At 60.1% G+C, this 25,747-nt stretch carries 13 protein-coding genes; 6 read left to right on the top strand and 7 right to left on the bottom strand.

The window, feature by feature from the left end:
- The first annotated feature begins 239 nt into the window (after positions 1–239).
- The 6 genes from JNN07_19810 to JNN07_19785 all read left to right on the top strand — a co-directional run bounded on the left by JNN07_19810 (position 240) and on the right by JNN07_19785 (position 11,131).
- On the top strand, positions 240–1,262 hold the full coding sequence (locus JNN07_19810; GenBank protein ID MBL9169991.1) for a DUF1186 domain-containing protein: 1,023 nt from the start codon (positions 240–242) through the stop codon (positions 1,260–1,262).
- 249 nt (positions 1,263–1,511) lie between these two features.
- Positions 1,512–3,086 (top strand): circularly permuted type 2 ATP-grasp protein, encoded by a 1,575-nt coding sequence (locus JNN07_19805; GenBank protein ID MBL9169990.1) that lies wholly within the window; start codon positions 1,512–1,514, stop codon positions 3,084–3,086.
- On the top strand, positions 3,080–4,066 hold the full coding sequence (locus tag JNN07_19800) for an alpha-E domain-containing protein (GenBank protein ID MBL9169989.1): 987 nt from the start codon (positions 3,080–3,082) through the stop codon (positions 4,064–4,066). Before JNN07_19805 ends, JNN07_19800 begins: the two co-directional genes overlap by 7 nt.
- Before the next feature lie 145 nt (positions 4,067–4,211).
- Positions 4,212–7,700 (top strand): transglutaminase family protein, encoded by a 3,489-nt coding sequence (locus tag JNN07_19795; protein MBL9169988.1) that lies wholly within the window; start codon positions 4,212–4,214, stop codon positions 7,698–7,700.
- 80 nt (positions 7,701–7,780) lie between these two features.
- Positions 7,781–10,234 carry a circularly permuted type 2 ATP-grasp protein gene (locus JNN07_19790; GenBank protein ID MBL9169987.1) on the top strand — a complete coding sequence of 818 codons (2,454 nt, stop codon included), beginning with the start codon at positions 7,781–7,783 and terminating at the stop codon, positions 10,232–10,234.
- Between the two features lie 12 nt (positions 10,235–10,246).
- Positions 10,247–11,131, top strand: a complete 885-nt coding sequence (locus JNN07_19785) for a transglutaminase family protein (protein MBL9169986.1) — start codon at positions 10,247–10,249, stop codon at positions 11,129–11,131.
- Between the two features lie 10 nt (positions 11,132–11,141).
- Here JNN07_19785 and JNN07_19780 read toward each other — a convergent pair whose 3' ends face one another.
- The 7 genes from JNN07_19780 to JNN07_19750 form a co-directional block, all read right to left on the bottom strand.
- On the bottom strand, positions 11,142–11,597 hold the full coding sequence (locus JNN07_19780) for a hypothetical protein (GenBank protein ID MBL9169985.1): 456 nt from the start codon (positions 11,595–11,597) through the stop codon (positions 11,142–11,144).
- Positions 11,598–11,602: 5 nt separating this feature from the next.
- On the bottom strand, positions 11,603–14,809 hold the full coding sequence (locus tag JNN07_19775) for an efflux RND transporter permease subunit (protein ID MBL9169984.1): 3,207 nt from the start codon (positions 14,807–14,809) through the stop codon (positions 11,603–11,605).
- A 13-nt stretch (positions 14,810–14,822) separates the two neighbouring features.
- Positions 14,823–15,629 (bottom strand): efflux RND transporter periplasmic adaptor subunit, encoded by an 807-nt coding sequence (locus JNN07_19770; protein MBL9169983.1) that lies wholly within the window; start codon positions 15,627–15,629, stop codon positions 14,823–14,825.
- Complete coding sequence (locus tag JNN07_19765) at positions 15,626–16,954, bottom strand: TolC family protein (protein MBL9169982.1); 1,329 nt, start codon at positions 16,952–16,954, stop codon at positions 15,626–15,628. Before JNN07_19765 ends, JNN07_19770 begins: the two co-directional genes overlap by 4 nt.
- Before the next feature lie 128 nt (positions 16,955–17,082).
- Positions 17,083–17,472, bottom strand: coding sequence for a hypothetical protein (locus JNN07_19760; protein ID MBL9169981.1), 390 nt, complete (start codon positions 17,470–17,472; stop codon positions 17,083–17,085).
- Positions 17,473–17,830: 358 nt separating this feature from the next.
- Positions 17,831–19,072, bottom strand: coding sequence for a four-carbon acid sugar kinase family protein (locus tag JNN07_19755; protein MBL9169980.1), 1,242 nt, complete (start codon positions 19,070–19,072; stop codon positions 17,831–17,833).
- 104 nt (positions 19,073–19,176) lie between these two features.
- Positions 19,177–25,353, bottom strand: a complete 6,177-nt coding sequence (locus JNN07_19750) for an immunoglobulin domain-containing protein (GenBank protein ID MBL9169979.1) — start codon at positions 25,351–25,353, stop codon at positions 19,177–19,179.
- Positions 25,354–25,747 lie beyond the last annotated feature (394 nt).

The following is a 25,747-nucleotide window of genomic DNA, read 5'->3' as shown; positions in this document are numbered from 1 at the left end:
TGGCAGGATACCCGACTCAATAGGCTTCAGCCCCACTGTGGACCCTACTGACTGGTAAGCCGGATGCGGGAAATCCGCCAGTCCGGTTTGGAGGGAGGGGTGCGGTCAATCCCGCATTCCTACCCCTATCAATTGTAGCGTAGGCCGTCTCGGCCCATAGGGAAGTGGGAGAGGTGTAGGTGCCACGATTCGGCGGGCTTGATTTCGTGGAGGGGGCGGAACAGGCTGCCCACACCGTGATGACCGTCTCCGCAATCCTTCAGCAACTCAGCACTCCGCTCCCGGAAGATGCTAACTTTGCTCCTTACGGTCGTGCGTTAAGCGCAGCCATCGAACAGCGCGAAGCCGTGGTTCCTGCTTTGGTTCGGGTCATCGAAGAGGTGGCGTTGAATCCAGTTCCTCATCTGGAAGAACCTCGCGGCCATCTACACGTTTTCGCCATTTACCTGCTGGCTCACTTTCAGGAACGTCAGGCCCTGGCGCCTCTGCTTCGGCTCTGCTCCCTTCCCGATACGGAGCCTCTCGATTTGACGGGCAGCCTGTTCTACTGCCACGGGCCGGCGGTGCTGGCTTCGGTGTGTGGTGGAGATTCGGCTCCCGTGATGGCCTTCGTTCATAATGAAGGGATATCCGGGTCGGTGCGTGACGAAGCCGTTCGTGCTTTGCTGGTTCAGTTTCTGTGGGCGGAACGCTCGCGCGAGGCGGTGGCTGCAGACTTCAAGACTCTCTTTAAAACCCTGAAACGCCCGGGCGATCCCTCCGTTTGGGCTGCGCTTGTCGAGTCCACGTTTGATCTCCCGGCCCCCGAGTTGGAAGCCGAGATGCTGGAGGTGCTGTCCGATACCGCCGAGTTAGAAGGGATCTGTTCCATCGAGGTGGTGGCCGGCCAGCTTCACGATGGTAATCCGTGGCGCTTAGAAGGCCTCCGAGCGACCTTCGCACCGATCGATGCGCTGGCGTGTTGTGGCGAGTGGCTTCGTTACCAAGCCGAGGAGGACGGCCTGATCGAACCCACGGTGGAGGCGGTGGACGAGGATGGGTTTACCGTCGGGGAGGATGACGATGAGGGTGATCTGACGCCGGAGGAGGTCAAAATGATGTTTGGCGACGATGAGCCGGAGCCTCCTGAGTTTTCTCCGGGATGGGCGGAAGAACTCTCTCCCAAGCCAGTGCCCTATGTGGCTCCCGCGAAGGTGGGTCGCAACGACCCGTGTCCATGCGGGAGTGGAAAAAAGCATAAGAAGTGTTGCGGCGGAGTCTAAGGCGACTGCCTACTAGGGGGCGGCCGCTACCACCAGGTCAGGTCGCGGGGCTGCGGTTTCTAGGTCACTTGGACGGTGTTGGGCTTTGAGCATGCGGTCTATTTCTCAACATGCAGTCGGGGCGATCGACTTCGAATCCTCCGCCAATCGAGGGTTCCCAGGTCAGGCATTGGAGTTGCTTGGGCGGTATCGAAAGCAGCAAGAGAATTGATCGAAAACAAGAATTCGACTCATGAACGCGTTTGTTCCATGAACCTCGCCAATTATAATATCGAAGGGTTCTTCGACGAAATGTTCGGAGAGAGTGGTGAACCACGGGCCGCAGCTAAACCCTTGGCCCGCAACATGGCATCCCTACCTGAAGGGGAGCTGAATTTGCGCCAGCGAGCCGCCGATCGGGCCCTGGTCCAGATGGGGATCACCTTCAATGTGTACGGTGAAACCGCGGGGGTAGAGAAAACTTTGCCGTTCGACCTGATTCCCCGAATCGTTCCTGCCACAGAGTGGGATCGGATTGACCGGGGCCTTAAGCAGCGGATCGGAGCTCTCAACCTCTTTCTCGACGATCTCTATCACGATCAGAAAATCATTAAGGATGGAGTAGTCCCTGAACATGTCATCCTTTCCTCCAAGGGGTTCCGCCAGCAGTGCATCGGGATCAATCCTCCGCGTGGGGTTTGGTGTCACATTACGGGGACCGACTTGGTCCGGCATCGGGATGGCCAGATTTATGTCTTGGAGGACAACCTGCGCTGTCCGTCCGGGGTTTCCTACGTTCTGGAAAACCGGCATCTGATGAAGAGCCTGTTTCCCGAGATTTTCGCGTCGTCTCGGATCCGCCCGGTGGCAAGCTATCCGATCCGGCTGCGAGACATGTTGGATTCGCTGGCACCGGAAGGGGTGAGCTCGCCGCGCGTTGTCTTGCTGACTCCCGGGATGTTTAATTCCGCGTATTTCGAACACTCGTTCTTAGCCCAGCAGATGGGCGTGGAACTGGTCGAAGGGGGCGACTTGGTGGTTTCGGATGGTTACGTGTGGATGCGCACCACGCATGGATTGGAGCGCGTTGATGTGATCTATCGTCGGATTGACGACGACTTCCTGGATCCTGAGGCTTTCCGTCCTGATTCCATGCTGGGTGTTCCAGGCATCATGGAGGTCTACAAAGCGGGCAACGTGGCCTTGGCGAACGCGCCGGGGACAGGAGTGGCGGATGACAAGGTGGTCTATGCTTACATTCCCCGGGTCATCAAGTATTATACCGGCGAGGATGCCATTCTTCCCAACGTGCCCACCTACATCTGTGACGAGCCGGGGGATTTGGCGTATGTGCTCGAGCATTTGCCGGAATTGGTAGTCAAGGCCGCGAACGAGTCGGGAGGCTATGGAATGCTGATTGGTCCGCATTCCACCAAGGAAGATCAGGCGGAGTTTGCGAAGCGGATTCAGGCGAATCCGCGCAACTACATTGCTCAACCCACGCTCAGCCTTTCGCGAGTGCCGACGATGGTGGGAGATCATTTAGAAGGCCGACATGTAGATTTGCGGCCCTATGTGCTTTACGGAAAAGAAATCTTCGTGTTGCCCGGCGGACTCACCCGAGTGGCTTTGAAGAAAGGCTCCTTGGTGGTGAATTCCTCCCAAGGTGGAGGAAGCAAGGACACCTGGGTGCTCGCCGAGCGGCCTTTGGACGACGGGGAGCTTGAGCCCGTGGCCAGACAGCCTCAATCGCTCTCCCAAACGCAAACACCAGGTCAGTCTCAATCTCAATCTCAATCTCAATCGCAAACCCAAGCTCCGGTAGGAGTGCCCTCGCCATGCTGAGCCGTGTTGCTGACTCGATTTATTGGATGAGCCGCTATGTGGAGCGCGCTGAGAACGTTGCGCGGTTCATTGATGTGAATCTTAACCTCATGCTCGATGCTCCGAGCGGGGCGGATCAACAGTGGGAGCCGTTGGTCAACACCACCGGTGACCATGAGCTGTTTGCCAAGCGCTATGGCAAGCCGACCCAGCACAACGTCATTCATTTTCTGACGTTTGATCGGGAGAATCCTAACTCGATGATTTCCTGTCTGCGTTCTGCGCGCGAGAATGCGCGCTCGGTGCGCGAGATCATCTCGTCGGAAATGTGGCTTCAGCTCAACAAGTTTTACCTGATGGTGAACGATGCCGCTTCGTCCGAGCGGCACACCGAGTCACCTCATGACTTCTACACCCAGGTCAAACTTTCCAGCCACCTATTCACCGGAGTCACCGAAGCCACGATGACCCACGGAGAGCCGTGGCATTTCTGTCGGCTCGGCCGCAAGCTCGAGCGGGCGGACAAGACTTCGCGGATCTTGGACGTGAAGTACTTCATCCTGCTGAGGTCGGTGGCGGAGGTGGGTACTGCCTTTGACGATATCCAATGGGCGGCGGTGTTGCGATCGGCGAGCGCCTTTGAGATGTATCGTAAGCGTCACGGTCGAATCTCCCCCAAGGGGATCGTGCATTTCCTCCTCCTCGACTCCGAGTTTCCGCGAGCCATTCGCTTCTGTCTGAACTGCGCCCAGGACAGCCTGCACCGTATCTCGGGAACTCCCATTGGGAGTTTCAAGAACAATGCCGAGCGCTTGATGGGGCAGCTGAGCTCCGATCTCGCCTATGTCAATGTCGATGAGATCTTGAATCAAGGTCTGCATGAATATTTGGACGACCTGCAAAACCGGGTGAATGCGATCGGCGGGAGCGTTTTTGACACCTTTTTCGCCCGTCAGTCGGCGGTTGCGCCCACCTTGGCACGCCGAGGATTGAGTCAATGAATGAAGCGACCCGTGACTCACGATCGCTTTCAGACACAGCACATCATCAGCCCAGTGGTTATCCCAGACCAGAGGTCATGGTCTCTTGATTTAACGCCCCCATTCTCAGATCTGCGGCCTCGCAGCTGAGTAACCCTAAACTATTGTGTCCATTCACGTCGCTCTGCACCACCGGACCTCCTACCGCTACGACCGCCGTGTCAATCTCGGCCCACAGGTCGTGAGGCTGCGTCCCGCGCCTCATTCGCGCACCCGCATTCTCAGCTACTCGATGAAGGTCTCGCCGAAGACCCATTTCATCAACTGGCAGCAGGATCCGCAATCGAACTACCTGGCCCGCCTCGTGTTCCCCGAGCCCACCGAGGAATTGGTCTTGGAAATCGATCTGGTGGCGGAGATGTCGGTGCATAACCCGTTCGACTTTTTTCTCGAGCCGCACGCCGAAACGTTTCCTTTCGAATATGATCATGCGTTGGAGCACGAGCTGCAGCCGTTCCAGCTCAAGTGTCCGCTCACCCCTCATTTCAAAGCCTATCTGGACGAGGTCCGACAGGCGGTGCTCGGGCCAGCCAAACCGGCCGCAGCCGCCGTTCCCGCGACGCCCGTTCCGCATTCCGAAGTGCCCGGGGACATCCATCACGATGGAGGAATCCTGCCCCCGCCCCCTCATCCGGCTCCGGTGGTGACCATCCCGGAGGGACGCGTCCGCACTATCGACTTCCTGGTGGGATTCAATCGTCGGCTTTGGGAGGACATCAAGTATCTGATTCGATTGGAACCTGGCGTTCAAACCGCCGAGCAAACCCTTGCGCTCCGCAGTGGTTCCTGCCGCGACTCGGCTTGGCTGCTGTGCCAACTGTTCCGTCATTGCGGTCTGGCTGCCCGGTTCGTCAGCGGTTATCTCATTCAGCTGACGGCCGATGTTAAGTCCCTGGATGGTCCCAGTGGTCCGGAGCAGGACTTCACGGATCTCCACGCTTGGTGCGAGGTCTACCTGCCCGGCGCGGGTTGGATTGGATTGGATCCCACCTCCGGATTGCTGGCGGGGGAAGGGCATATTCCGTTGGCTGCCACTCCGGATCCCCAAAGCGCGGCGCCGATCTCGGGCGCGGTTGATGAGTGCGAGGCGGTCTTCGACGTCCAGATGAAGGTGTCGCGGATCTACGAATCGCCTCGAGTGACAAAGCCCTATACCGATGACCAATGGGCGGCGATTGTTCAGTTGGGGGAGGAAGTGGATCAGCGTTTGATCCAGGGAGATTGCCGGCTGACGATGGGCGGGGAACCCACTTTCGTTTCGGTGGACGATCGCGATGGCGCCGAGTGGAACACCGTGGCGATGGGACCCAACAAGCGTCTGCTCAGTGACCAGCTGATCAAACGGCTCAAGACGCAATTTACCCAGGGAGCGATGCTTCACTACGGCCAGGGTAAATGGTATCCTGGCGAATCGCTGCCTCGTTGGTCCTTCGCCGCGTATTGGCGTCGCGATGGCCATCCCATTTGGGAGCGTGAACAGCTGTTCGCCGACGAATCGCGCAACTATGGGCACGGTAGGCCCGAGGCGGAACGGTTCATGGAGGCTCTGTCCACCGCGCTGGGTTGCGGGACCGGATTCATTCTGCCGGCCTTCGAGGATGCCTGGTACTACCTGTGGAAGGAGCGGCGGCTGCCCACGAACGTGGACCCGTTCCAGTCCAAGTTATCGAATGAGGAGGATCGAGCGCGACTGGCGAAAGTCTTTGAACGAGGGCTAGATGATGTCATTGGGTACGTGCTTCCTCTGGGGCCGGGCGATGCAGCCGCGGGGCCTCGCTGGAAGAGCGGGCCGTGGTTTCTCCGATCGGAGCGGTGCTACCTCATTCCTGGAGACTCGCCCATCGGACTGCGTCTACCATTGGATTCATTGCCCTGGGTGACCGAGGCTGATTTTCCTTATGCGGAGGATCGCTCGCCCCTAGAGCTTCGCTCGCCTTTGCCGACTTCTTTCAAACCCCTGGCTGTTCCCCTGGATGCGGCCCGGACCGGAATCGGGCCGGGAACCGGCCGCAAGGTGGCACAGCTGGAGCAAGGAGTTCGGGAGCAGACCCCCATGGCTGTCCCTAGTCGAGGGCAATCCGCTCCCGGGGTTATCCGAACGGCTCTCTGCGTGGAGCCTCGACATGGACGTCTGTACATCTTCATGCCCCCGTTCGGAGTGCTGGAAGACTACCTTGAGCTGGTTGCCGTTATTGAGGACACAGCGGCGGCTTTGGGCCTGCCGGTAATCATCGAAGGCTATCCGCCTCCTTTTGACCCACGCCTCCGGGTCATCAAGGTCACGCCGGATCCTGGGGTAATCGAAGTGAATATCCATCCCGCGCAGTCCTGGCCGGAGATGGTGAAGACCACTGAGATTCTCTACGATCAGGCGGCCCAGGCCCGTTTGACGGCGGAGAAGTTCATGCTCGACGGTCGTCATGCCGGAACCGGAGGAGGTAACCATATCGTGTTGGGTGGCATTACTCCGGCCGACAGTCCGTTCCTGCGGCGTCCTGATCTCTTGCGAAGTTTAATCGGCTATTGGCAGAACCATCCCGCGTTGTCCTTCCTGTTCAGCGGCATGTTTATCGGTCCGACCAGCCAGAGCCCCCGGTTGGACGAGGCTCGCAACGACGCGCTGTACGAGCTGGAGATCGCCTGCCGCCAGTTGCCGGGGGCACAGGTTTGTCCGCCCTGGCTGGTGGATAGGCTCTTCCGTCACTTGTTGACGGACGCCACGGGGAACACGCATCGGGCGGAACTGTGCATCGACAAGCTCTATTCCCCCGAGAGTCAGAGCGGACGGCTTGGCCTGCTCGAGATGCGGGCCTTCGAGATGCCGCCGCATCATCGGATGAGTTTGGCACAGCAGCTTCTGCTTCGGGTGTTGATCGCGAAGTTTTGGGAACGTCCCTATCCGACCCACCTCGTGCGCTGGGGCACGGACATCCATGATCGGTGGATGCTCCCTCATTTCGTTTGGAAAGATCTTTGCGAGGTCGTGCAGGAGCTTCGTGACTCGGGATTCCGCCTCCAGTCCGAATGGTTCGCCCCACATTTTGAGTTCCGCTTCCCACTGCTAGGCGATCTGACGGCCTTTGACATTCAGTTGGACCTGCGGCAGGCCTTGGAGCCGTGGCACGTGCTGGGTGAGGAGCCCGGGGCGGGAGGCACCACTCGTTACGTGGACTCCTCCGTGGAACGGTTGGAGGTGAAGGCACGCGGCTTGATACCCGGCCGACATGCCATCGCCGTGGGCGGAATTGCGGTCCCGTTGCGACCGACTGGCACCAATGGTGAGGCCGTTGCCGGCGTGCGCTATCGCGCCTGGCAGCCGCCGAATTGCCTGCATCCGACCATCCCGGTTCATACGCCGTTGGTATTCGATTTGGTGGATCTTTGGAATCGACGATCCTTGGGTGGCTGCACCTACCACGTCATGCACCCGGGCGGTCGGAACTACGACGTCTTCCCGGTGAACGCCTATGAAGCGGAGAGCCGGCGGATGGCGAGGTTTTTCCGACACGGACACACACCTGGCCCGATGGAGCCCAAGGTGATTCCGACCGACCCTCACTTTCCGTTTACCTTGGACTTACGGCGCTGCTCATGAGTTGATCTCTGGGAATGAGTGGTGCAACTGAAATGGCCCCCGCAGATCCTGGAAACAGGATTCTGTCGAGGTACGCTCCCGTGCCCGACGCCTTTGACGAGATGTTGGAGGCTCCGGACAAGGTTCGACCGCACTGGAAGGTATTGGTCAACGCCTTCGATCGGCTGGGGCGGGATGAGTTAACGGCGCGCTGGGAGAATGCGCGTCGGATGATCCGCGAGCACGGCGTCACTTATAACGTCTACGGAGATCCGCAGGGCATGGATCGGCCCTGGGAGTTGGACATGATGCCCCTGCCGATCCCTCCCGAGGAATGGGTGGGATTGGAGCAAGGGCTCAGGCAGCGGACGCGCCTGTTGAACCTGGTTCTTGGCGATCTGTATGGGCCGCAGCGCCTGCTGCGGGAGGGGTTTCTGCCGCCGTCCCTGATTTTTGCCAACCCCAGCTTTCTGCGTCCGTGTCACGGACTTCGTTCTCCGGGTGATGTGTATCTCCACCTCCATGCGGTGGATCTGGCCCGTTCTCCTGACGGCCACTGGTGGGCGTTGGCGGATCGAACTCAGGCCCCGTCCGGAAGTGGCTACGCCTTGGAGAACCGCATCGTTCTGTCGCGGGTCCTGCCCGATGAGTTTCGGGACTGCCAGGTCCAGCGGCTGGCTTCGTTCTTTCAGATGTCCCGAGATACGCTGCGAAGCCTCGCGATGGGGAATCGGGACAACCCCAACGTGGTCCTGCTGACCCCAGGACCCCACAATGAAACGTATTTTGAGCATGCCTACCTGGCTCGGTATCTGGGGTTCACTTTGGTGGAAGGCGGGGATCTGACGGTGAGGGACCGGCGGGTCTTCATCAAGACCCTGGAAGGCCTGCAGCAAGTTGACGTGATCTTGCGTCGGGTGGACGACACGTTCTGCGATCCGCTGGAACTGCGCGGCGATTCCTTCCTGGGTGTGCCCGGGTTGGTCGAAGCCACACGGGCGGGGAATGTCACGATCGCTAACGCCCTGGGATCGGGTTTGGTGGAAAGCCCGGCTTTCATGGCCTTTCTTCCCAGCCTGTGTCGGCATCTGTTGGGGGAGGAATTGCTGCTGCCCAGCGTGGCCACGTGGTGGTGCGGGCAAGCCAAGGAACAGCAGTATGTGCTCGAGCATCTCGACGAGATCGTCGTGAAGCCGGCCTTCGGCACCGTTCGCGGTCTACCCTTCTTCGGAGAGCAGCTCGGGACTACGGAGCGAGCCGAGTTGGTTGCCATGATTCGCCAACGGCCCCACGAATTCGTCGGGCAGGAGAAGGTGGGCTTGTCGACGGTTCCCGTCTGGACGGACGGAGAGTGTGCCGCGCGCCGAGTGGTGGTCCGCAGCTACATCGCAGCCACCGGGGACTCGTTCACGGTGATGCCGGGTGGGCTGACGCGGGTTTCCACCAAAGCCGAGGACCCAGTCGTGTCCATGCAAAGCGGGGGCGGTAGCAAGGACACCTGGGTCATGTCCGAAGGGCCCGTGCTGCCGGTTTCCTTGCTGAGTTCAGCAGGACAGCCCATCGGGGTCACCCGTGTCACCACGGAGTTGCCCAGCCGTGTGGCGGACAATCTGTACTGGCTCGGACGCTATGCGGAGCGGCTGGAGGATGCCCTTCGCCTCTTGCGTTGCTTAGTCACCCGGATAGTCGATGAGGGCGCCGGGGAAGGGGTGTCAGGTCTCGCCGGCATTATCCGCTGGTTTGTGCGGCTGGAGCGGCTTCCGCCTCGATTTGAGACGAGTGTGACGTTGAAGGAGCTGGAGCATGCGGTTCTGCAAGGCGTCTATAGCCCTCATCGCGTGGGCAGTGTGCGTGAGATCGTGCTGCGGATCCGCCATACGGCCTCCATCGTTCGCGATCGCTTTTCCTCGGACACGTGGAGGATTTTGAACCAACTCCAGTTGGATTCGCGGACCCGAGCGGGACGGATCCCGATGGCCAATGCGCTCACCCTCCTCAATACTTTGATCATCGACCTGGCGGCGTTTAGCGGGATGGAGTTGGAGAACATGACCCGCGGTCATGGCTGGAGGTTTCTGGATTTTGGGCGTCGGCTGGAGCGTGGCATGAACCTGGCGACGACGATTCGCGCCGCCCTCGACACGGATCACCACGAGTTGGCGACGTTGGAGCCACTGCTCGAGGTGGCCGACAGCTCCATGACGTACCGCCGTCGGTTCTTCGCGCAGGCGCAGCTGGCACCGGTGCTGGAGCTGCTGATGTTCGACAAGGGCAATCCGCGCGCGTTGATGTTTCAGCTGAATTCCTTGCGTCAGCACGCCGCGAATCTGCCCACCGACCCCAATATGACCTTCGCCAACCCGGAGCAGCAGCGCATTCTGGCGTTGGTGAGACATCTCGAGGATGGTCAGTTCCCGGGGCTGTGCGCGGACTATGTCGGCGGCAACCGCGAACGATTGCTGGCGTGGCTTGACTTTTTTCCAGCGGAGTTTGGTCGGCTCTCCAACGATTTGACTCAGCACTATTTCAGCCATACGGTGGCCCGCGTGAGTTAACTGGGGGGACGCATGATTTACGAAATCACCCACACCACGACCTACGACTACCTTAATGCGGTGGCGCTCTCGCATCACCTGCTGCGCCTGCACCCGCGCGAGTCGCGGCCGCAGCGCGTGCTGACCCACCATCTGCAGCTCGATCCGCGTCCCACGATCATCCAGAGTCATGTCGACTATTTCGGCAATTCGGTTCGGTGTGTGACGGTGGAGGGTAGCCATCGGCGTCTCATTGTGCGTGCTTCCAGCAAAGTGATGACCGGGTTGGCGCTTCGACCATTGCCGCAGGAAACCCCCAGTTGGCAGACAGTGCGAGACTCTTGCCGCGGCGCGCAGATCGGAGCCGCCTTGGAAGCGAGTGACTTCCTGTTCGATTCTCCGCTCATCCGGACGCGGGAGGAATATGGTGACTACGCGCTGCCCTCGTTTCCGGCGGACCGACCCCTGCTGGAGGGAATCAACGACTTCACGCGTCGGATCCATCACGATTTCAAGTTTGATCCCAAGGCCACCACCTTGGCGACTCCGCTCGAGCAGGTCTTCAAGTCGCGTCGAGGCGTGTGTCAGGATTTTGCCCACCTCCAGATCGCCTGCCTGAGATCCCTAGGCCTGCCGGCCCGCTACGTGAGCGGCTATCTGGAGACTCAGCCGCCTCCGGGACAGGCCCGTTTGATGGGTGCGGACGCGTCCCATGCCTGGGTCTCGGTTTACTGCACTGGGCTGGGCTGGGTCGATGTGGATCCCACCAACAACGTGATGCCGACGACTCGACACGTCACGGTGGCCTGGGGACGCGACTATAGCGACGTCAGCCCTATTCGGGGTGTCATCCTAGGGAGCGGAGAGCATCAGCTGAAGGTGGCCGTCGATGTGGTGCCAGTGCCGGACTCCGACTAGAATCCTGCGGTTAGTGCTCGCAGGTGCAGCCGTATTCGGCGCGTTTGCACTCGCCGCAGACGCTCAGATCGAGCTTGAAACGGAGGTTCACGGGCTTGGCTTCCGAGGTTTGCCGGAACTGAACGACAATGTTATAGCCGTCGCCCGCCGGCAGCTTGGCCTTGCTGGTTAGCACATCCCCCTTTTTTTCGAACTCGAGCTTGGTCTTGCCGCTTTTGGCGTCGGCGATGACGACCACGCTTTGAGTGGTTGCCGCCACTGGCTTCATCTCTTCGTTGTAAAAGTGGATGGTGGCACTGTGGTCTTTCTCCACGACAAACTCAGCATGAGGCTCGGTCTTGTCGAGCAGGCGGCCCCCTTTGGGCGTGGCTTTGTGGGTGTGATCATGCTTATCAGCGGCAATCGCGGGCATGAGTCCGATGCAGAGGACGGCGGCGATTATCAGAATGCGGGAGTGCGTTTTCATAAGTGCTATGGGGTGGTGTTTGTGGGCGCGACGGGCGGGAGATTGCCTTCATCCGAAGGCCCTTCCATCGACGAGCTCTCGGTAGATTTGACCCTTCGTTCCAGCCATTCGTAGAACGTCGGCAGCAGGACCAAAGTGAGGAACGTGGAGCTGATAATTCCGCCAATCACAACGGTGGCCAGGGGGCGCTGAACCTCCGCGCCGGCACCGCTCGCGATGGCCATAGGAACGAAGCCGAGGGATGCCACCATGGCGGTCATCAGCTTCGGGCGCAGCCGGAGCAGTGAACCGTCCCAGACTGCGGTCCGCACATCCGCGCCGCGTTCGCGGAGCTGATTGAAGAACGTGATGATCATGAGCCCGTTGAGCACGGCGATGCCGGACAGGGCGATAAAGCCAACTCCTGCTGAAATGCTGAAGGGCAGGTCGCGCGCCCAGAGCGCGAACACGCCGCCGGTCACGGCCAGTGGAACTGCCAGGAATACCAGCAGGGACTGGCGCAAACTTTGCAGAGCTGCAAAGATCAGAACGAAGATGAGTCCCAGCGCCGCCGGGACAACGAGACTCAGACGTCGGCGGGCTTCGATGAGGTTCTTGAACTGGCCGCCAAACTCGATCGTGTAACCGTCCGGCAGTTTAATCTGATCGGCTATCCGCTTCTGGGCTTCCAGCACGAAGGTTTCCACGTCGCGTCCGCGGAGATTGACCATGATGGCAGCGCGCCGCTGGCTGTATTCCCGGGCGATCGCGGCGACCTGCTCGACCATTTTGAAATCAGCCATCTGGCCGAGAGTGAGCAGTCCGCCGTCGTCCAAACGAACTGGCAGCCGTTTGAGATCTTGGATCCTTTCCCGAGATTTTTCGTCCAACCGGATGACGATGTCGAAGCGGCGATTGCCCTCGATCAGCTTGCCGACCTCCTGTCCTGCGAGCGCAACTCCGACCACTCGATTGAGTTCGGCGGCGTGCAGATTGTATTTCCCCATCGCTTCGCGGTTCGGGACGATTTCCAACAAGGGAGATTTACCGAGGGCATCGAACTCGACATCCGCAGCACCGGGCACTGCCTCGAGGATTTCACGGATTTCCCCGGCGATCCTTTCAATCACCGAGAAGTCCTCCCCGAAGACCTTGACCGCCACATCCGCGCGCGTTCCTTCCAGAATTTCGTTGAAGCGCATTTCGATCGGCTGGCTGAACAGGTGTCCCTCGCCCGGAAGGTGCTTCCCGAGTTCCAAGGTCATCAGGTTGGCGAGCTCCTCCTTGCTGATCGTTTTCCCATCCACCTTTCGCCAGCGATCGAGCGGGTTAAACATGATGTAGGTATCGGCCACGTTGACCCCCATGGGATCGCTGGCAATCTCGGCTGTACCCAGGCGACTGAAGGTGTAGGCCACTTCGGGAAACTTCGCCAAGAGCAGCTTTTCGCCCTGCTGTTGCATCTCCAGGCTGGCGTCGATGCCGATGCTGGTGGTGCGGATCATGTGCGTGGCGAAGGAGCCCTCGTCCAGTTGCGGCACAAACTCCGCTCCGAGCCGGTTGAAAACCATGACGGAGAGAACCAGAAGCCCCAGTGCCGCGCTGGTGACTATCCAGCGAAATTGGAGGCCAAACCGCAGGACGGGAGCGTAGATGGCTTTGGCCCAGTTCACCAGAAAGCTGTCCTTTTCCTTTATATTCCCACCGAGCAGGTAGGAGCAAAGAGCGGGCATGAAGGTGAGCGCCAAGACCATGGACCCGACCAGGGCGAAGATCACGGTGATCGCCATGGGTTTGAACATTTTTCCTTCGATGCCGGTGAGCGCCAGGATGGGAACATAGACGACGGTGATGATGCAGACGCCGTAGAACATCGGGTTGGCCACCTCTTTCGCCGAAGCGAGGACCTCATGGATACGCTCGCCTGGGGTCAGGCGGCGTCCCAGTTTGTGCTGCTTTTCAGCCAGATGGCGGATGATGTTTTCGACCATCACGACGGCACCGTCCACAATGAGTCCAAAATCGATCGCCCCGAGGCTCATCAGGTTTCCGGAGACCCTGGTTTGCACCATGCCGGTCATGGCGAACATCAAGGACAGCGGGATGGCCAAGGCGACGATGAATGCCGCCCGCCAGTTGCCGAGCATCAGCAGCAAAACCGCCACCACCAGAATGGCACCCTCGAATAGGCTGGTCTCTACGGTGCGAATCGTGCGGTCGACGAGAATCGTTCGGTCATAGACCGGGATGATCTGAACATCGGACGGGAGCCGGGTTTGGATTTCCCCCAGTTTGTCTTTCACCCGGCGGGCGACGATGCGGCTGTTTTCACCGGCCAGCATCAAGGCGGATCCAAGCACGGTTTCCTCCCCGTTGTAGGTGGCTGATCCGGTCCGCACTGCCTTTCCAATGCCGACATCCGCCACGTCCTTGACGCGCAAGGGGGTGGGGCGCGAGCCGAACTTGAGCGGAAGCCGTTCGATGTCTTCCGTGGTTTGCACCCGGCCGGCCGCTCGAATCGTCACTGCCTCGCCTCCGAGGTTGATCAGGCCACCGCCTGCGTTCTCCACATTCTCGCCCACGCTTTCCGCGATCTCGCTGAAGGACATGCCAACACTTTTCAGTTTGTCGGGATTGGGTTGAATCACGATTTGCTTCTCGTAGCCGCCGGTGGTGTTCACTTCCGCCAGGCCGGGGGTGGAGCGCAACCTGGGTTTGATCAGGTAGTCGTGGAGGAGCTTCAGCTCCATGAGCTGCGCCTCGCGCGTCACCGGTTTGTTGGTGGCTCCCGGCTTGTAATCGACGACGTAGTAGAAGATTTCACCCAAACCTGTGCTGATGGGTGCGAGCTTGGGTGTAAGCCCGGGCGGTAAATCATCCAGTGCCGTTTGGAGACGCTCGCTGACCAATTGCCGGGAGCGATAAATGTCGGTCCCGTCCTCAAAGATGAGGTTCACCTGGGAGAGGCCAAACTTGGAGAGTGAACGCAGCTCCGTCAGTCCCGGCAGCCCCGACATCTCGTTTTCTATGGGGAAAGTGACTAGCTTCTCGATCTCCTCCGGCGCCAACGCGCCGACGGCAGTGTTGATCTGGACTTGGATGTTGGTGATATCGGGGACGGCGTCGATGGGCAGCCGAAGCGCCGACCACACGCCGATGGCGACGAGGAGGACCGTGGCCAGGAGCACGAACGCGCGCTGGCGCACGGAGAATTCGAGAAGGCGGTCAAGCATGGTGGGCAGGGGGTTAGTGGGAGTGGCCGCCGCCTTTGGTGGCGCGGAGTTCGATGAGCCACAGGGTTTGCACCGGCCGGCTGACCACCTGGTCGCCTTCCAGCAGGCCGTCGGTGATCTCCACCATGTCGTTGTCTTCGGCGCCGACCTTGACCGCGGTGCGCAGATAAGCGTCCCCATTGACCACGTAGACGAACGAGCCTTCCGCCGCGTGCAAAACGGCGGACTGGGGGATGGCAGCCTGAGCCTGGCTTTGGGGAATTAGGATGCGGGCAGGCACGAACTCCCCGTGCTTGAGTGTTTGGGTGGCGTTGGAGACTCCAACGATGATCTCAGGCTCGCCGAGCACGAGCGCATTGTGCACGGAGAGAACCACCCCGTTAAGAATGCTGTTGGTCTGCTTGATTACCTCGACAGCTTGTCCTGGCTTGGCGAGTGGAAGAGCGTCGGACGGCAGCAAACCCGAACCGTGGACGTCGCATCCGCTGTGATCGTCTGGGTTCGAAACATGACGGTGCTGTTCGCTGAAAACCTGGAGTGTGAAGCGGATTTGATGGTGAATGGTTTGAGGCGTGACTTCGACGACCTCCACCCCGAGGAGCTGCTTGGTTTCCTGGGTGAGAGTGACTCCCTGGCCTGCCTTGAACGAGGCGCCGGAGGGAGACGTCCCCTCATGCCCATGATGGTGTCCGTGCTCCTCCCCTGGGCCATGGTCATGGCCATGGCTGTGTTCTTTGCGGTCGCCGCAACCTGCCAGCACCATCCCGAGGAGGAAGAGGATGGGCAGGAATGGCAACGCGCGTGCGTAGGGCCTGGTCATCGGATTCCCTCCGTCCTGGGCGTTCCGAGAACCATGAGGGGCAAGCCGGTGAGTGACTCGAGTCGCATCGCGGCTTCGAGCGCCTCTTTTTTGGTGTCGAGTAACCCTTCCACCGCCTCGAGATACTGCTTCTGCAGCTCGACATACGTCGAAATTGGAACTGCGCCCAGCCGATAGTGACGGTCCGCCAACTCGGCTGCCTCGCGAAAATGCTGCACCGAATCAGGGCGCCATTTTTCCATCTCCTTTCGTTTGATTTCATAAGTCAGGGAGGCTTCGAGTGCTTGCCGCTGGATATCGCGTTCCGCAACCGCGAGCGAGATCTCCGCCTGTGCGTGTCGAGAGATGGCCGATTGGATATTGGCCTGATTGCGGTTCCAGAGCGGGAGAGGCAGTGAGATGCCGACGCCGATGACACGCTCGCGCTCGCCCGCCCGCTCTTCCGAGAGGGAGGGGCCTACCGAGAGGGTTGGGTAGCGCTCATTCTTGGCCAGGCTGACCCGGAACCCCTGCTGAGCCAGTTCGACGGCGCGTGCGCGCAGTTCGAAGTTGTTGGTTCGAGCGCAGGATCGCAGCATCTCCCGGTCGGGCACCGTTGGAAACATCAGCTGAGGCTGTTGCACGACCAGGGGGGCGTCGGGAGCGCTGCCGCGCAGTTGATTGAGTTCCAGCATGGCGGCTTGGCTGGCTAGCGCCGCCGCGGAGGCCTTGCGTTGGGCGTTCAGTTCGGTGGCCTCGATGACCCGCGTTTCCAACAAAGGCGTCAGTCCTGCGGGATCCCGCTGAATCAAGACCTCGCGCAGGTCGCGGAAACGCTCCGCAACTTCCATCGCGGCGGCCGACTTTTCCTGGGTGGCGAACAGGTTGAATGCCAGAGTGCGGATGCGACCGGCGAGGGACGCTTTAAATCGTTCCGAACCCAGCTCGGCCAGTTCGAGATCCTGATTCGCGATCGCTTTTCGCAGGGCGATCCGCCCGGGCCATTCGAAGGGCTGCACCACCGACACGGACCACGCCACCCCCTCGGCGCTGAGGCCGTTGCCGTGGAGTGTTTTCCGTCCGACGCTGCCGCTCAGTTCTGGGTTGGCCAACGAGGCGGCGAATTTTCTTCCGGCTTTGGCGGCACGGATCTCGACCTCGTAGAACTTGAGTTCAGGGTTGTTCTCCAAGGCTTCCACCACCAGCGCCTCGATGGTCCGCGGGCTGTTGTTGGTGGGGAAGGAGGCGACGGCAGCCTCCTGAGCCTGCCCCTCGTGCCCCGCCTGAAGGAATAAGACGAGGGCAGCCACCGAGACCGGTCCGCACCAATGAGTTGAATGCTTCATAACTTGCTTGAGACTGAGTCAGCACACGGAAATTCCAGACTGCCACGAAAACGGGATTTGTCGGCCGGCGCATCAGAGCGCTGGGCGGGACGAGCAGGGGGTAAGCCGTCGCAGGAAGCGATGGCTAACTAGGAAGCCGAAGCAGGAGCACGGACGGGAAGGGCGGTACGAAGGGTAAACTGCCAGCTACTGGGTAGATCCGGTGGAGCCGCCGTCAGGAGGTCGAGCTTGGGGTCGGGTGGCGATGCAGACTGAGAGACAACGAGTTCCTCCGCGGACAGCGCCCAGTTCCCCATCACGGGAATGATCTCTTGCTGGCGGGGTAGGTGGTACTTCGATGATTCGACCTGGCAGCAAGCCTCTTCGTGGCACGGTTCGTTACCGTCGTTTGAGGTGTGCGCCGTGTGGTGACAGCGGAGGAAGTCAGAGTCAAGGAGTGCGGCCAGTTTGCAGTGGGACGTCAGTGGCAGCCAGGCCAAGGCCAGAAAGGCGAGTAAGACTGTTCTGATCGTCCGCACGACGTTTAGATGGCTGAGGCCCCGGGATTGTTCAAGACATTCTTCCTGCCAAACAGGGGTTCTATCGGCGGCTCAATCGGGCACTTGATCGGAAAATAGCCGCGATAGGTCGTGGGGGAGGGGGTGGTGAGACTGGGACATCCTGCCCAAAAGCTCACTCGATGTCCTCCCGGTCCTTTTGCCTAAAAAGGAGAATGGAAACCACGGATTTCGCGGAGGACACGGATCCGCAAAGACTTGGAAGGAAGACCCTCATCACCCTGAGAGGGAGTGCGAACTCGTGCTCCAGAATGTCACAATGCCTTCTTAATCCGTGTCCTCCGTGAAATCCGTGGTTAATCCATTCCCGGTTTTGGGTTTAGCTCCGTGCAACTGGGTTTTTCGGTTTTGCCGCTTTGACCTGAGTGCGCTCTCCGGTGAGCAAATCGGTGGCGGTGACCAGGCTTTCGCCGGTTCCGAATCCTCCAGGCTTGGTGCACACCACCAACCCCGGGGAGATTCCTTCCTGGAGGCGTCCCCACACCAGCCCCGGTAGAAGTTCTCCTCCGATGGCGATTCCGGTAGTACCAAGCCATTCACAGACGAGGAGAGCGGTGTCGCCTCCCGACATCAGCAGGCTGCCGAATCTTTGCTCTGCCAGCAGTGGCTTGAGAGGCTTCAAACATCGTCTCAGGAATTCTGGCGCTGCTTGGTTGACCGGTAGACGCAGCACCACAACTCCGGCGCGGATGAGGGTCGACTCGAGGGCCAAGGGAAGGCTAGCAGTCGGGTTGAGCTGAAGTGTGAGTCGTTGCTGGGTGAGTGCTTCAAGCTGTTCAGCGGTCCTGGGATCATTGGAGCCGATGATCAACAACACTGGCTTCCGACCTCCGGGCAGAGGTGGGGAAGCCGGTTCCGACCGAACCCTTTTGCCTGGTGAATGCCCCGCGAGCATGGACTCACTTTTGAGGAGTTCGGCCAGTTCCACAGCCATGCCCGCCGATCCGGTCAGCAAGAATTCCCCGGGGTGGGCTTCGGCCCACCGGACTAGTTTCGATAGATCCTTGGCATCAGCCGCATCGCATACCCACACCGAAGGAGACCCGGGCAGCATTCGTTGGAGGCGGGTTGCCGAGATGGGTTGGTGCACCCAAAGGATGTCACCGCTCGTCTGGCCCTTGAAGCGCAGGCGGAGATCAACCGCCGTTTCGTTTCGGATCCAGAGCGTCCCATGAATGACGGTGCGTCCGTGCTTCGGATTGGCAGTGCAGATGAGGATCTTCGGAAACCCCAGGTCATCGCGCAGGGCCACCGCCTCGGCGAGGATGTTGCCCTTGGCTGTGGAATCCAGCTTCTTATAGCGGATTGCGTATCCTGCTCTGCGGAGCCGCTGGGAGGCTTGGCGGACTTTGGAGGCAGCGAGTTCAGGTTTTTCCTGCCGGGTATTGGTAGTGACACAGAGGACCTCGGCCTCGGAGGTGTTGAGTTTCTTTGAGTCGATCGCGACAGCGGATCTAAATCCGGCCGCGGCAAAAACCGCTGCCGTATCCGTCGCGCCAGTCAGGTCGTCGGCGATGATTCCTATGCGTTGCGGGAGCATGTCGTAGGCCGAGCATTTCATTCGGCCGTCCGCAAAGCAATACCCCCTCGGCTCCTTTCGGGGCCGAGGGGGTAGGGTGGTGATGAGTCTTGCGGCGGGTGTAGAGGGCTACACCCCTTTGCCGTTTATTCGCTGATGCGCACGATCGCGGGATTGCTGGTCCGCTTTTGCTGGCCGTTCACGGTCTGCATCCGCACGGACACACTATAGCTTCCGGCGTCGGAGGCCTTGACTCCATTGATGGAGAGGGAGGCGCCCGTGGCACCGTCGATCAGCTGGCCATCCTTCAGCCATTGGTAGCTGAGTGTGCCCACGCCAGTGGCCTCCACCGTCAGGGTGAGGTTGCTTCCAATCGCGGCAACCTGGCTTTCGGGTTGCCTGACCAGGGTCGGCTTTTGAAGCACGACCAACTGGGCGGGTTCCGTGGTGTCGGTGGCATCGGCATCCTGGACACGGACGGTGTAGATGGCTTGATCAGCCGGCTTCGCTGAGACGATGGACAGGGTCGACGCATTTTCATTCGCGATGGGCTCCCCATTCTTGAACCATTGATAGGTGACCTGACCCTCTCCTACCGCCAGCACCTCGAAGACGACCGGATCTCCTTCGTCGACGGTCTGAGTCACTGGGCTGGAGACGATCTTTGGCCCACTTCCCACGGAGACGACTTCCTGCGGAGCAATCAGCCGGTAGAACCGGACAGCAGAGCCTGGCAGCGGATCGAACACCGTTACGGCGGCGTCATTATTCGTGCGCCCGGGAACGTGCAACGCGGTCTGCCACGACCCACGGTTCAGTGCCTCGCGGAATTGCACCGTGTAACCTCGATCCTTGCGGGAGACCAAGGACAGGGACGTGCGGTTGGTGGTGGTTTGAATCGAGTCAATGCGCAACACACTGCTTGGGTTCTTGGGATCCGTGCCGGCGATGAACTCTTCCCGGTTGGTTCGCCCATCACCGTCATCATCCCGATTGGCATCGGTGGCATTGCTGCTGGAGAAACCATACAGAGCCTCCCATTCATCCCCGACGCCATCTTTGTCGGCATCGTTCATCACGATGAGCCGCACACTGAGGCTGTTGGTGCCGGTGGAGGTGGTCGCCATGTTTGTGACCGTGATTGAGTACAGACCGGCATTGGTCAGCTGGACATTGGTCAGACGATAGGTGCGATTCGTAGCACCGGTGATGTTCGAGAAGCTGGTGCCCGCGGCATTGGCTTTCCGCCAGCGATACGAGAACGGCTCCAAGCCGGCCATCTCGACTTCGAATTGAACCGTATCGCCCACCAGAGCTACCTGGCTCGAGGGTTGGTAGACAAAGGAGGGACGGACCAACACATTGAGACGCGCCGGATTGCTCAAGGATGAACCGATGGAATCCGTCACTTGCACGGTGTAGTTTGCTACATCGGCGAGCTGAACATTCTGCAGGCTCAGGAATCGATCGGTAGCCCCCGGAATGAGCTGCCCATCCCGGAACCATTGATACGACAGGTTCCCGCTCCCGGTTGCCTTGACGGAGAAGGTGACGTTAGTTCCCGGACGAACGTTCCTGGTCTCGGGATGGGTGATGATAGTGGCGGGTTGGAGCACGGTCAGGATGGCTGGATCGCTTGCGACCGAGCCGGCGGCGCCGATGACCACAGCGGAGTAGGAGCCAGCGTCCTCCATCACGAGCGGGTTGAGCGTGAGAGAAGTCCCGTTGGCGCCGGGCAGATTCCGGCCGTCGAACCGCCATTGATATTTGAGGGCACCTTCGCCGGTGGCTCCAACGGTGAGAGTCGTGGAGGTTCCGGCGACCACCGTTTTGCTCGCTGGTTGGAGGGTAATAACCGGTGCTTGACCGGTTGGCGTGTTCGCGCCGGGGCTTGGCAACGCACCTTTCCAGTTGGCGGGATCGTTTCCGTAGGAGGCGGTGTCGATTCGTTGGAGCGATGCGCCGGCACCATCCGCGCTGGGCGTCCAAGGGGAGTGGTCGAGGTAATCCACTTCATCCACGGTCACATAGGAGATATCGCCCGTGTCAGCATCCTCGGGGCCAGGCTTGGAGATGCGGACGTCGCCCTGATCGTTGTTCAGGTCGCCTTCCAGCGGTCCGAACAACCGGATGGATGCACTCACGCCAAACTTGGCTCGAAACGCGTCGGCCAGGTCCCCGGCGGCTGGGTCGAATTTGACCAAGAGGACCACTTCGCCGGCGGCCATTGCGGAGTTCGTGGGGAAGTTAAAGTCCGCGTCCCCGCGCACATGCCATTCGTTGCCCGAGGCAGCGTCATAGAGGGCGAGCGGCGCGCTCGAGATGTTCTGAATCTCGATGTATTCGTCCAGCGTGTTGTTCCAGTAGGCTCCGTTGGCCGGCAAGTCCGACGGATGGTAGTGGATTTCGCGGATGACCACTGGCCCGATCTTGGGGCCGGTGTTGGCGCGTCCCAGCGTGACTTCGCGTTGTGATGGGAACACCTCTTTGCCATGGGTCAGCAGGTAACGACCGAAGGAGACTCCGGGATCGGAGGCGCCGAAGTTGAACCCGTGGGCGTAACCCGTCAGCTTGCCCGCTGCATCGGCCGAGAACAGCCACACGCTGTCGCCATGGCTGCTCAAGCCGAAAGCGTTCGTGTCGAGGCTAGCGGCGTTGAAGAGTGTATTGGACACGGTCGAAAAGGCCCCGGCGCCAATAACGGTGTTGTTGGGAAACCGGTACTTGAAAGGCTGGCTCCGGTCATCGGTAAGGAACCATCCGGAGATATTCGCCGGAGCGCTGCTTCGATTCAGAAGCTCAATGCTGTCGGAGGCTTGTGATCCGGGATTGGCGAGGACCTCGTTGACGAGCACCAGCGGTAGTGCCGGGACGTTCGGACGTGAGAAACCGGGGGAGCCGCCAGCCGCGGTGCTCGCGCTCCAGGCTTCTTTGCTGCCATCGCCCGCTTCCAGATCGACCCGCTCCAGGCTGAAGCCCAGTCCATCGGTCGTGGGATGCCAGCTGTCACTGTAGGTGAACTCCAGCAGTTGGATGCCACGTGAATCCTCCAAACGCACGGTGTCACCCGCGTCGTTGAGAGAGCCGGTGAACACGCCGGCGATGCGACCCGCATTCCCATAGCGCGCCGTGTAGGCGGCTTGGTTTTTCACGAGGACCACGATCTCCTGCGGCTCCAGGGTGTAGATGCTGTTGTCGGTAAAGGTGAAGGTCATCCCTTTGGTAAATTTGGCCCCATAGAGGTCGAGCTTCTGGTTGGTTAGGTTTTGAAGCTCGAGGAACTCGAAGTCCGAGTTTGAGACCCCGGGGACTGCGTTGGTTTCGGCGCTGGTCGGCGCGGACGGGTGGAAGTTGATCTCGGTGACGGCGAGGTCGCCCGGTGCAACCCAGGCCTCCAGGGTATAGCGAGCCTTCAGCGGTCCGGACCAGGGCGAACTGATGGGCGGATTGCCGGCCCCGGTTAGATTCCGGTGAGCGAGATCGCGGACGCGGGCCACGAGTCGGGTTTCGGAAGTGATGGTGATCGGCTCGGTATAGGGGATGGCCTTGGGATCCAAGCCGCCGTGCAGCGCGCGCGGATCGGTGCCATCCAGGGTGTAGTAGATGGTTCCGCCGGGGGCCGCGTTGAGGGTCAGCTTGGTGCCAGGCGCCACCTGTCCGGAGGCGAGAGTGGTGTCAGGCTTGGGTTTGAAGTTCCCGTCCATGAACTCCAGCCGACGGCGCATCCAGTTCTTGAAGAACGCCAGCTCTCCTGCTTGGTTGCCACCCCGCTTCGCGTTCGACCAGCGGGTGAGGTCGCGTGCTGCCGATTCCTTCACCTGGTCGTTGAGACGGTCCATGGTTTCGAATAGCGCAGCTGTGCTGTACACACCTTCACGCAATTCCTGAAAACGGTCGATATAGGCCTGCCAAAAGTTTGGATCCCGGAACATGCGGTCCCACCAGGGGTAGTTAAAGAAATCCGTGCCTCCGTCCCCAGTCTGCGATTTCCAGACCAGCGGGTCAGCATCCCGGCCGTCGGTGGAGCCGAAGGCGCGGTCGAAGTCCCAGACCGGACCGAAGACCAGACGGCCACGCTGCCCGGGCTTGTCCCGTTCCTTGTAGAGATAGCCGCTGAGCCGGAGAGCATCGACGTTGAAGGAAATGACATTGATCAGGTGGTGGTCGATGGCTGCGCCGATATCCACCAACGGAGTGTAGCCGGTGACCGGGTTCGTCAACGTGGAGGCGCCTAGGGACCGTCCAAATTCATTAAACCAGGCGGCGATGTATTTCTCCTGGGGATCCCGCTCGGGCAGTGAGATGTCCTCGTACTTTGGCTCAATGTAATTGAGGGTTTGGCCCGCTGCGGTGAAGCCGGGCGTGCCTCCGAAATCGCGATCGATGCTCAACAGATAACCTCCGCTGACTTCGGGAGCCTGCACATCCACGCCGCTGAGCTTGTCGATGTCGACCCGGTTCGGTCCCACGCCGATTCGTTCCATGATGTTATAGACACCGAAGTAGTTGCGCGGGGCTATGATGGAGTTGGTGCTCGTACTAGCCCCTTCGTTGAGGTAGACTTCCGCGAATCGATAGCGGGAGGCGTAGCGCCCAATGTCCTCACTCATCTGGCTGGCCAGGGGGTTGTGAAAGAGCGAGGGATCGAAGTTGAACGGTGCGTGGAAGACCCACTCTGAGCCCTCGGGCATTCCGAGCAGCGGGATGTCGGTGTCGCGATTTTCTTCATCCCAGGCATCCACGGCCCAGTTGTACTTCGGGTTTCCTGCCGTGCTTGAGCCGCGGATCTTCAGGCCCGCGCGGAACACCTGGTCCGGCGCGTTGGTGAAGGAGGCTCGGCCTTGCACGGGTTGGTGCACGAAGAGCACGCAGGCGCGCTTCAGGGTTTGATCGAAGGCTCCCGAGTTGAAGCTGTGCACCAGGATCATGGGCAGGTCCGACGAGGCTGTGCGCATTTGAGCATTCAATCGCATGAAGGCCTCCGTCCTCACGGGGCCAGGGAGGAAGCCTGGATCGAAGAGCCGTGCGCGGACCTGGACACTGTTCGTAATCTGGATCGGACCACTGTAGAGCAGGGAATTGGTGGTGGGGACACTGCCGTTGATCGTGTAGTAGATCTTGCTCAAGGTCGTGGGCTCCGTCGAGGTCAGGACCAGTTCAAAGGGGTTGAAATACGTGGTGCTCGAGGTGGAGAACGTGACTTCGCCGGAAGCGCCTTCAAAGCCAACGGTGTTGGCGCCACCCGGTGAAGGCACCGGGAAGTAACGCTCGGAGGAGCTGTTGGTGCTGTAGCGGATGGCGGTGGACGTCAGCTCCGGCTGGATGAGGAAGTCGAGGTCGGTGCTGGAGCGGTTGAGACCATGAATCGCCAGGACGTTCTCCCCTTGCCGAAGGTTGCCGGAGAGATTCAGCGCGGTGAGCGATTCCGGGATGATGACCGCGGAATTGGTCCGGCTGGTTTGGGCGGTGCTGTTGAAGTTTGGAGTAGAGGTGTTGGTGAATCCGCGTCGGGCGAATTCGACTCCGTTGAGGTAGGCGATGAACCCATCGTCGTAGCGGATCTGCAAGGAGGGATTGGCAATCTGATTGAGGTCCGGGATGGTGAAGGGAATCCGTGCATACAACCCGCTTCTTTTGGAGGTGGCCTCAAACATCAGGGCCCGGGTGTCGGTGCCGATGAATGGGGTCAGCAAACTGGCGGGAACGCTATCGAACCCGAAGCCGGTGGCTCCGGTCCGCCAAGTGCTGTCGTTGAAGGTAGGCGAGGTCCAACGGTTGGCAGCCAGCGTGTTGGTGTGTGCGAAGGCGTTGTTGGTCGGGACCAGGTAACGGGCTTGAGCTCCGCTCGCTACCAGACTGGTGGTGGATAGAACCTCAGCGGTAAGCCCGTAGGAACGGTCCGTGGCCTGCGGACCGAACTCGAAGCCATGCGCGATCTGCCTATCCGGCTTCACCAGGTAAATAGCCTCTCCGGATTGCCCCAACCTGAAGTTGGTATGCAGGGGGGCGCCAGCCACCCGGCGATCGCGTCCGGAAGCCCAAATCAGCAGGTGACGACCCGCAGGCAGGTTCGTGGCTGGAAACTGCCATTGAGTCAGATTTGCCGCCGTATCCGTGAGGTAGTAACCTGCTAGATTCACGGGTGCGGTGCCTCCGTTATAGAGTTCCACATAGTCGGAGGACTCTCCGGCATCGTCTTTGATCGTGTTTGAGTTGGCGGCAAGGATCTCCGAAACGATCAGGCCGTCCTGGGCTAGGACGAGGTTTGAGGAGGTCAGGCCGAGGAGCAGAAGAAGGAAGCGCAAGGCTTTCTGGGGCTTCATACGTGATTGGGGCACAGTTGTTACGGCAGATGTTACGACGTTCGATTCCAGGGTTTAGGCCTGATTACTATGGACCAGAAGCTGCTGATTGGCCATCAGAAAAACGCGCCCCGTTGCGGGGGGATCAGAAGTGGGTGAGATTGGTTCTATGGGAGGCCCCTAGGATGGAGCAGCCATTGAGCATTTAGAAAGTCTCCCCGGCACTCCAACCGATTATTCCATACGTACGTATGAAATAATCGGTACGGCTGGGTCAGGAACTCCAGGGTTGCTCGACACTTCGCGTAGACAACCGGTTCGGGGGCCACCAATGCCGTCTCCCCCCCGCCCGGGGTCCCACCGGTCCCTCCCCAGCCGTGGCATCGCTAGGTGATCGCTCGGTGTTTTCGGAGGA

The sequence above is a fragment of the Verrucomicrobiales bacterium genome, assembly GCA_016793885.1.
GTDB lineage: Bacteria > Verrucomicrobiota > Verrucomicrobiia > Limisphaerales > UBA11320 > UBA11320.
This window is presented reverse-complemented; position numbering and strand designations above follow the sequence as displayed.

Bases quoted from the DNA above. Each gene is read 5' to 3' on its own strand.
- JNN07_19810 (MBL9169991.1), top strand. From the start codon at position 240: ATGACCGTCTCCGCAATCCTTCAGCAACTCAGCACTCCGCTCCCGGAA.
- JNN07_19805 (MBL9169990.1), top strand. From the start codon at position 1,512: ATGAACCTCGCCAATTATAATATCGAAGGGTTCTTCGACGAAATGTTC.
- JNN07_19800 (MBL9169989.1), top strand. From the start codon at position 3,080: ATGCTGAGCCGTGTTGCTGACTCGATTTATTGGATGAGCCGCTATGTG.
- JNN07_19785 (MBL9169986.1), top strand. From the start codon at position 10,247: ATGATTTACGAAATCACCCACACCACGACCTACGACTACCTTAATGCG.
- JNN07_19780 (MBL9169985.1), bottom strand. From the start codon at position 11,597: ATGAAAACGCACTCCCGCATTCTGATAATCGCCGCCGTCCTCTGCATC.
- JNN07_19775 (MBL9169984.1), bottom strand. From the start codon at position 14,809: ATGCTTGACCGCCTTCTCGAATTCTCCGTGCGCCAGCGCGCGTTCGTG.
- JNN07_19770 (MBL9169983.1), bottom strand. From the start codon at position 15,629: ATGACCAGGCCCTACGCACGCGCGTTGCCATTCCTGCCCATCCTCTTC.
- JNN07_19765 (MBL9169982.1), bottom strand. From the start codon at position 16,954: ATGAAGCATTCAACTCATTGGTGCGGACCGGTCTCGGTGGCTGCCCTC.
- JNN07_19755 (MBL9169980.1), bottom strand. From the start codon at position 19,072: ATGAAATGCTCGGCCTACGACATGCTCCCGCAACGCATAGGAATCATC.
- JNN07_19750 (MBL9169979.1), bottom strand. From the start codon at position 25,353: ATGAAGCCCCAGAAAGCCTTGCGCTTCCTTCTTCTGCTCCTCGGCCTG.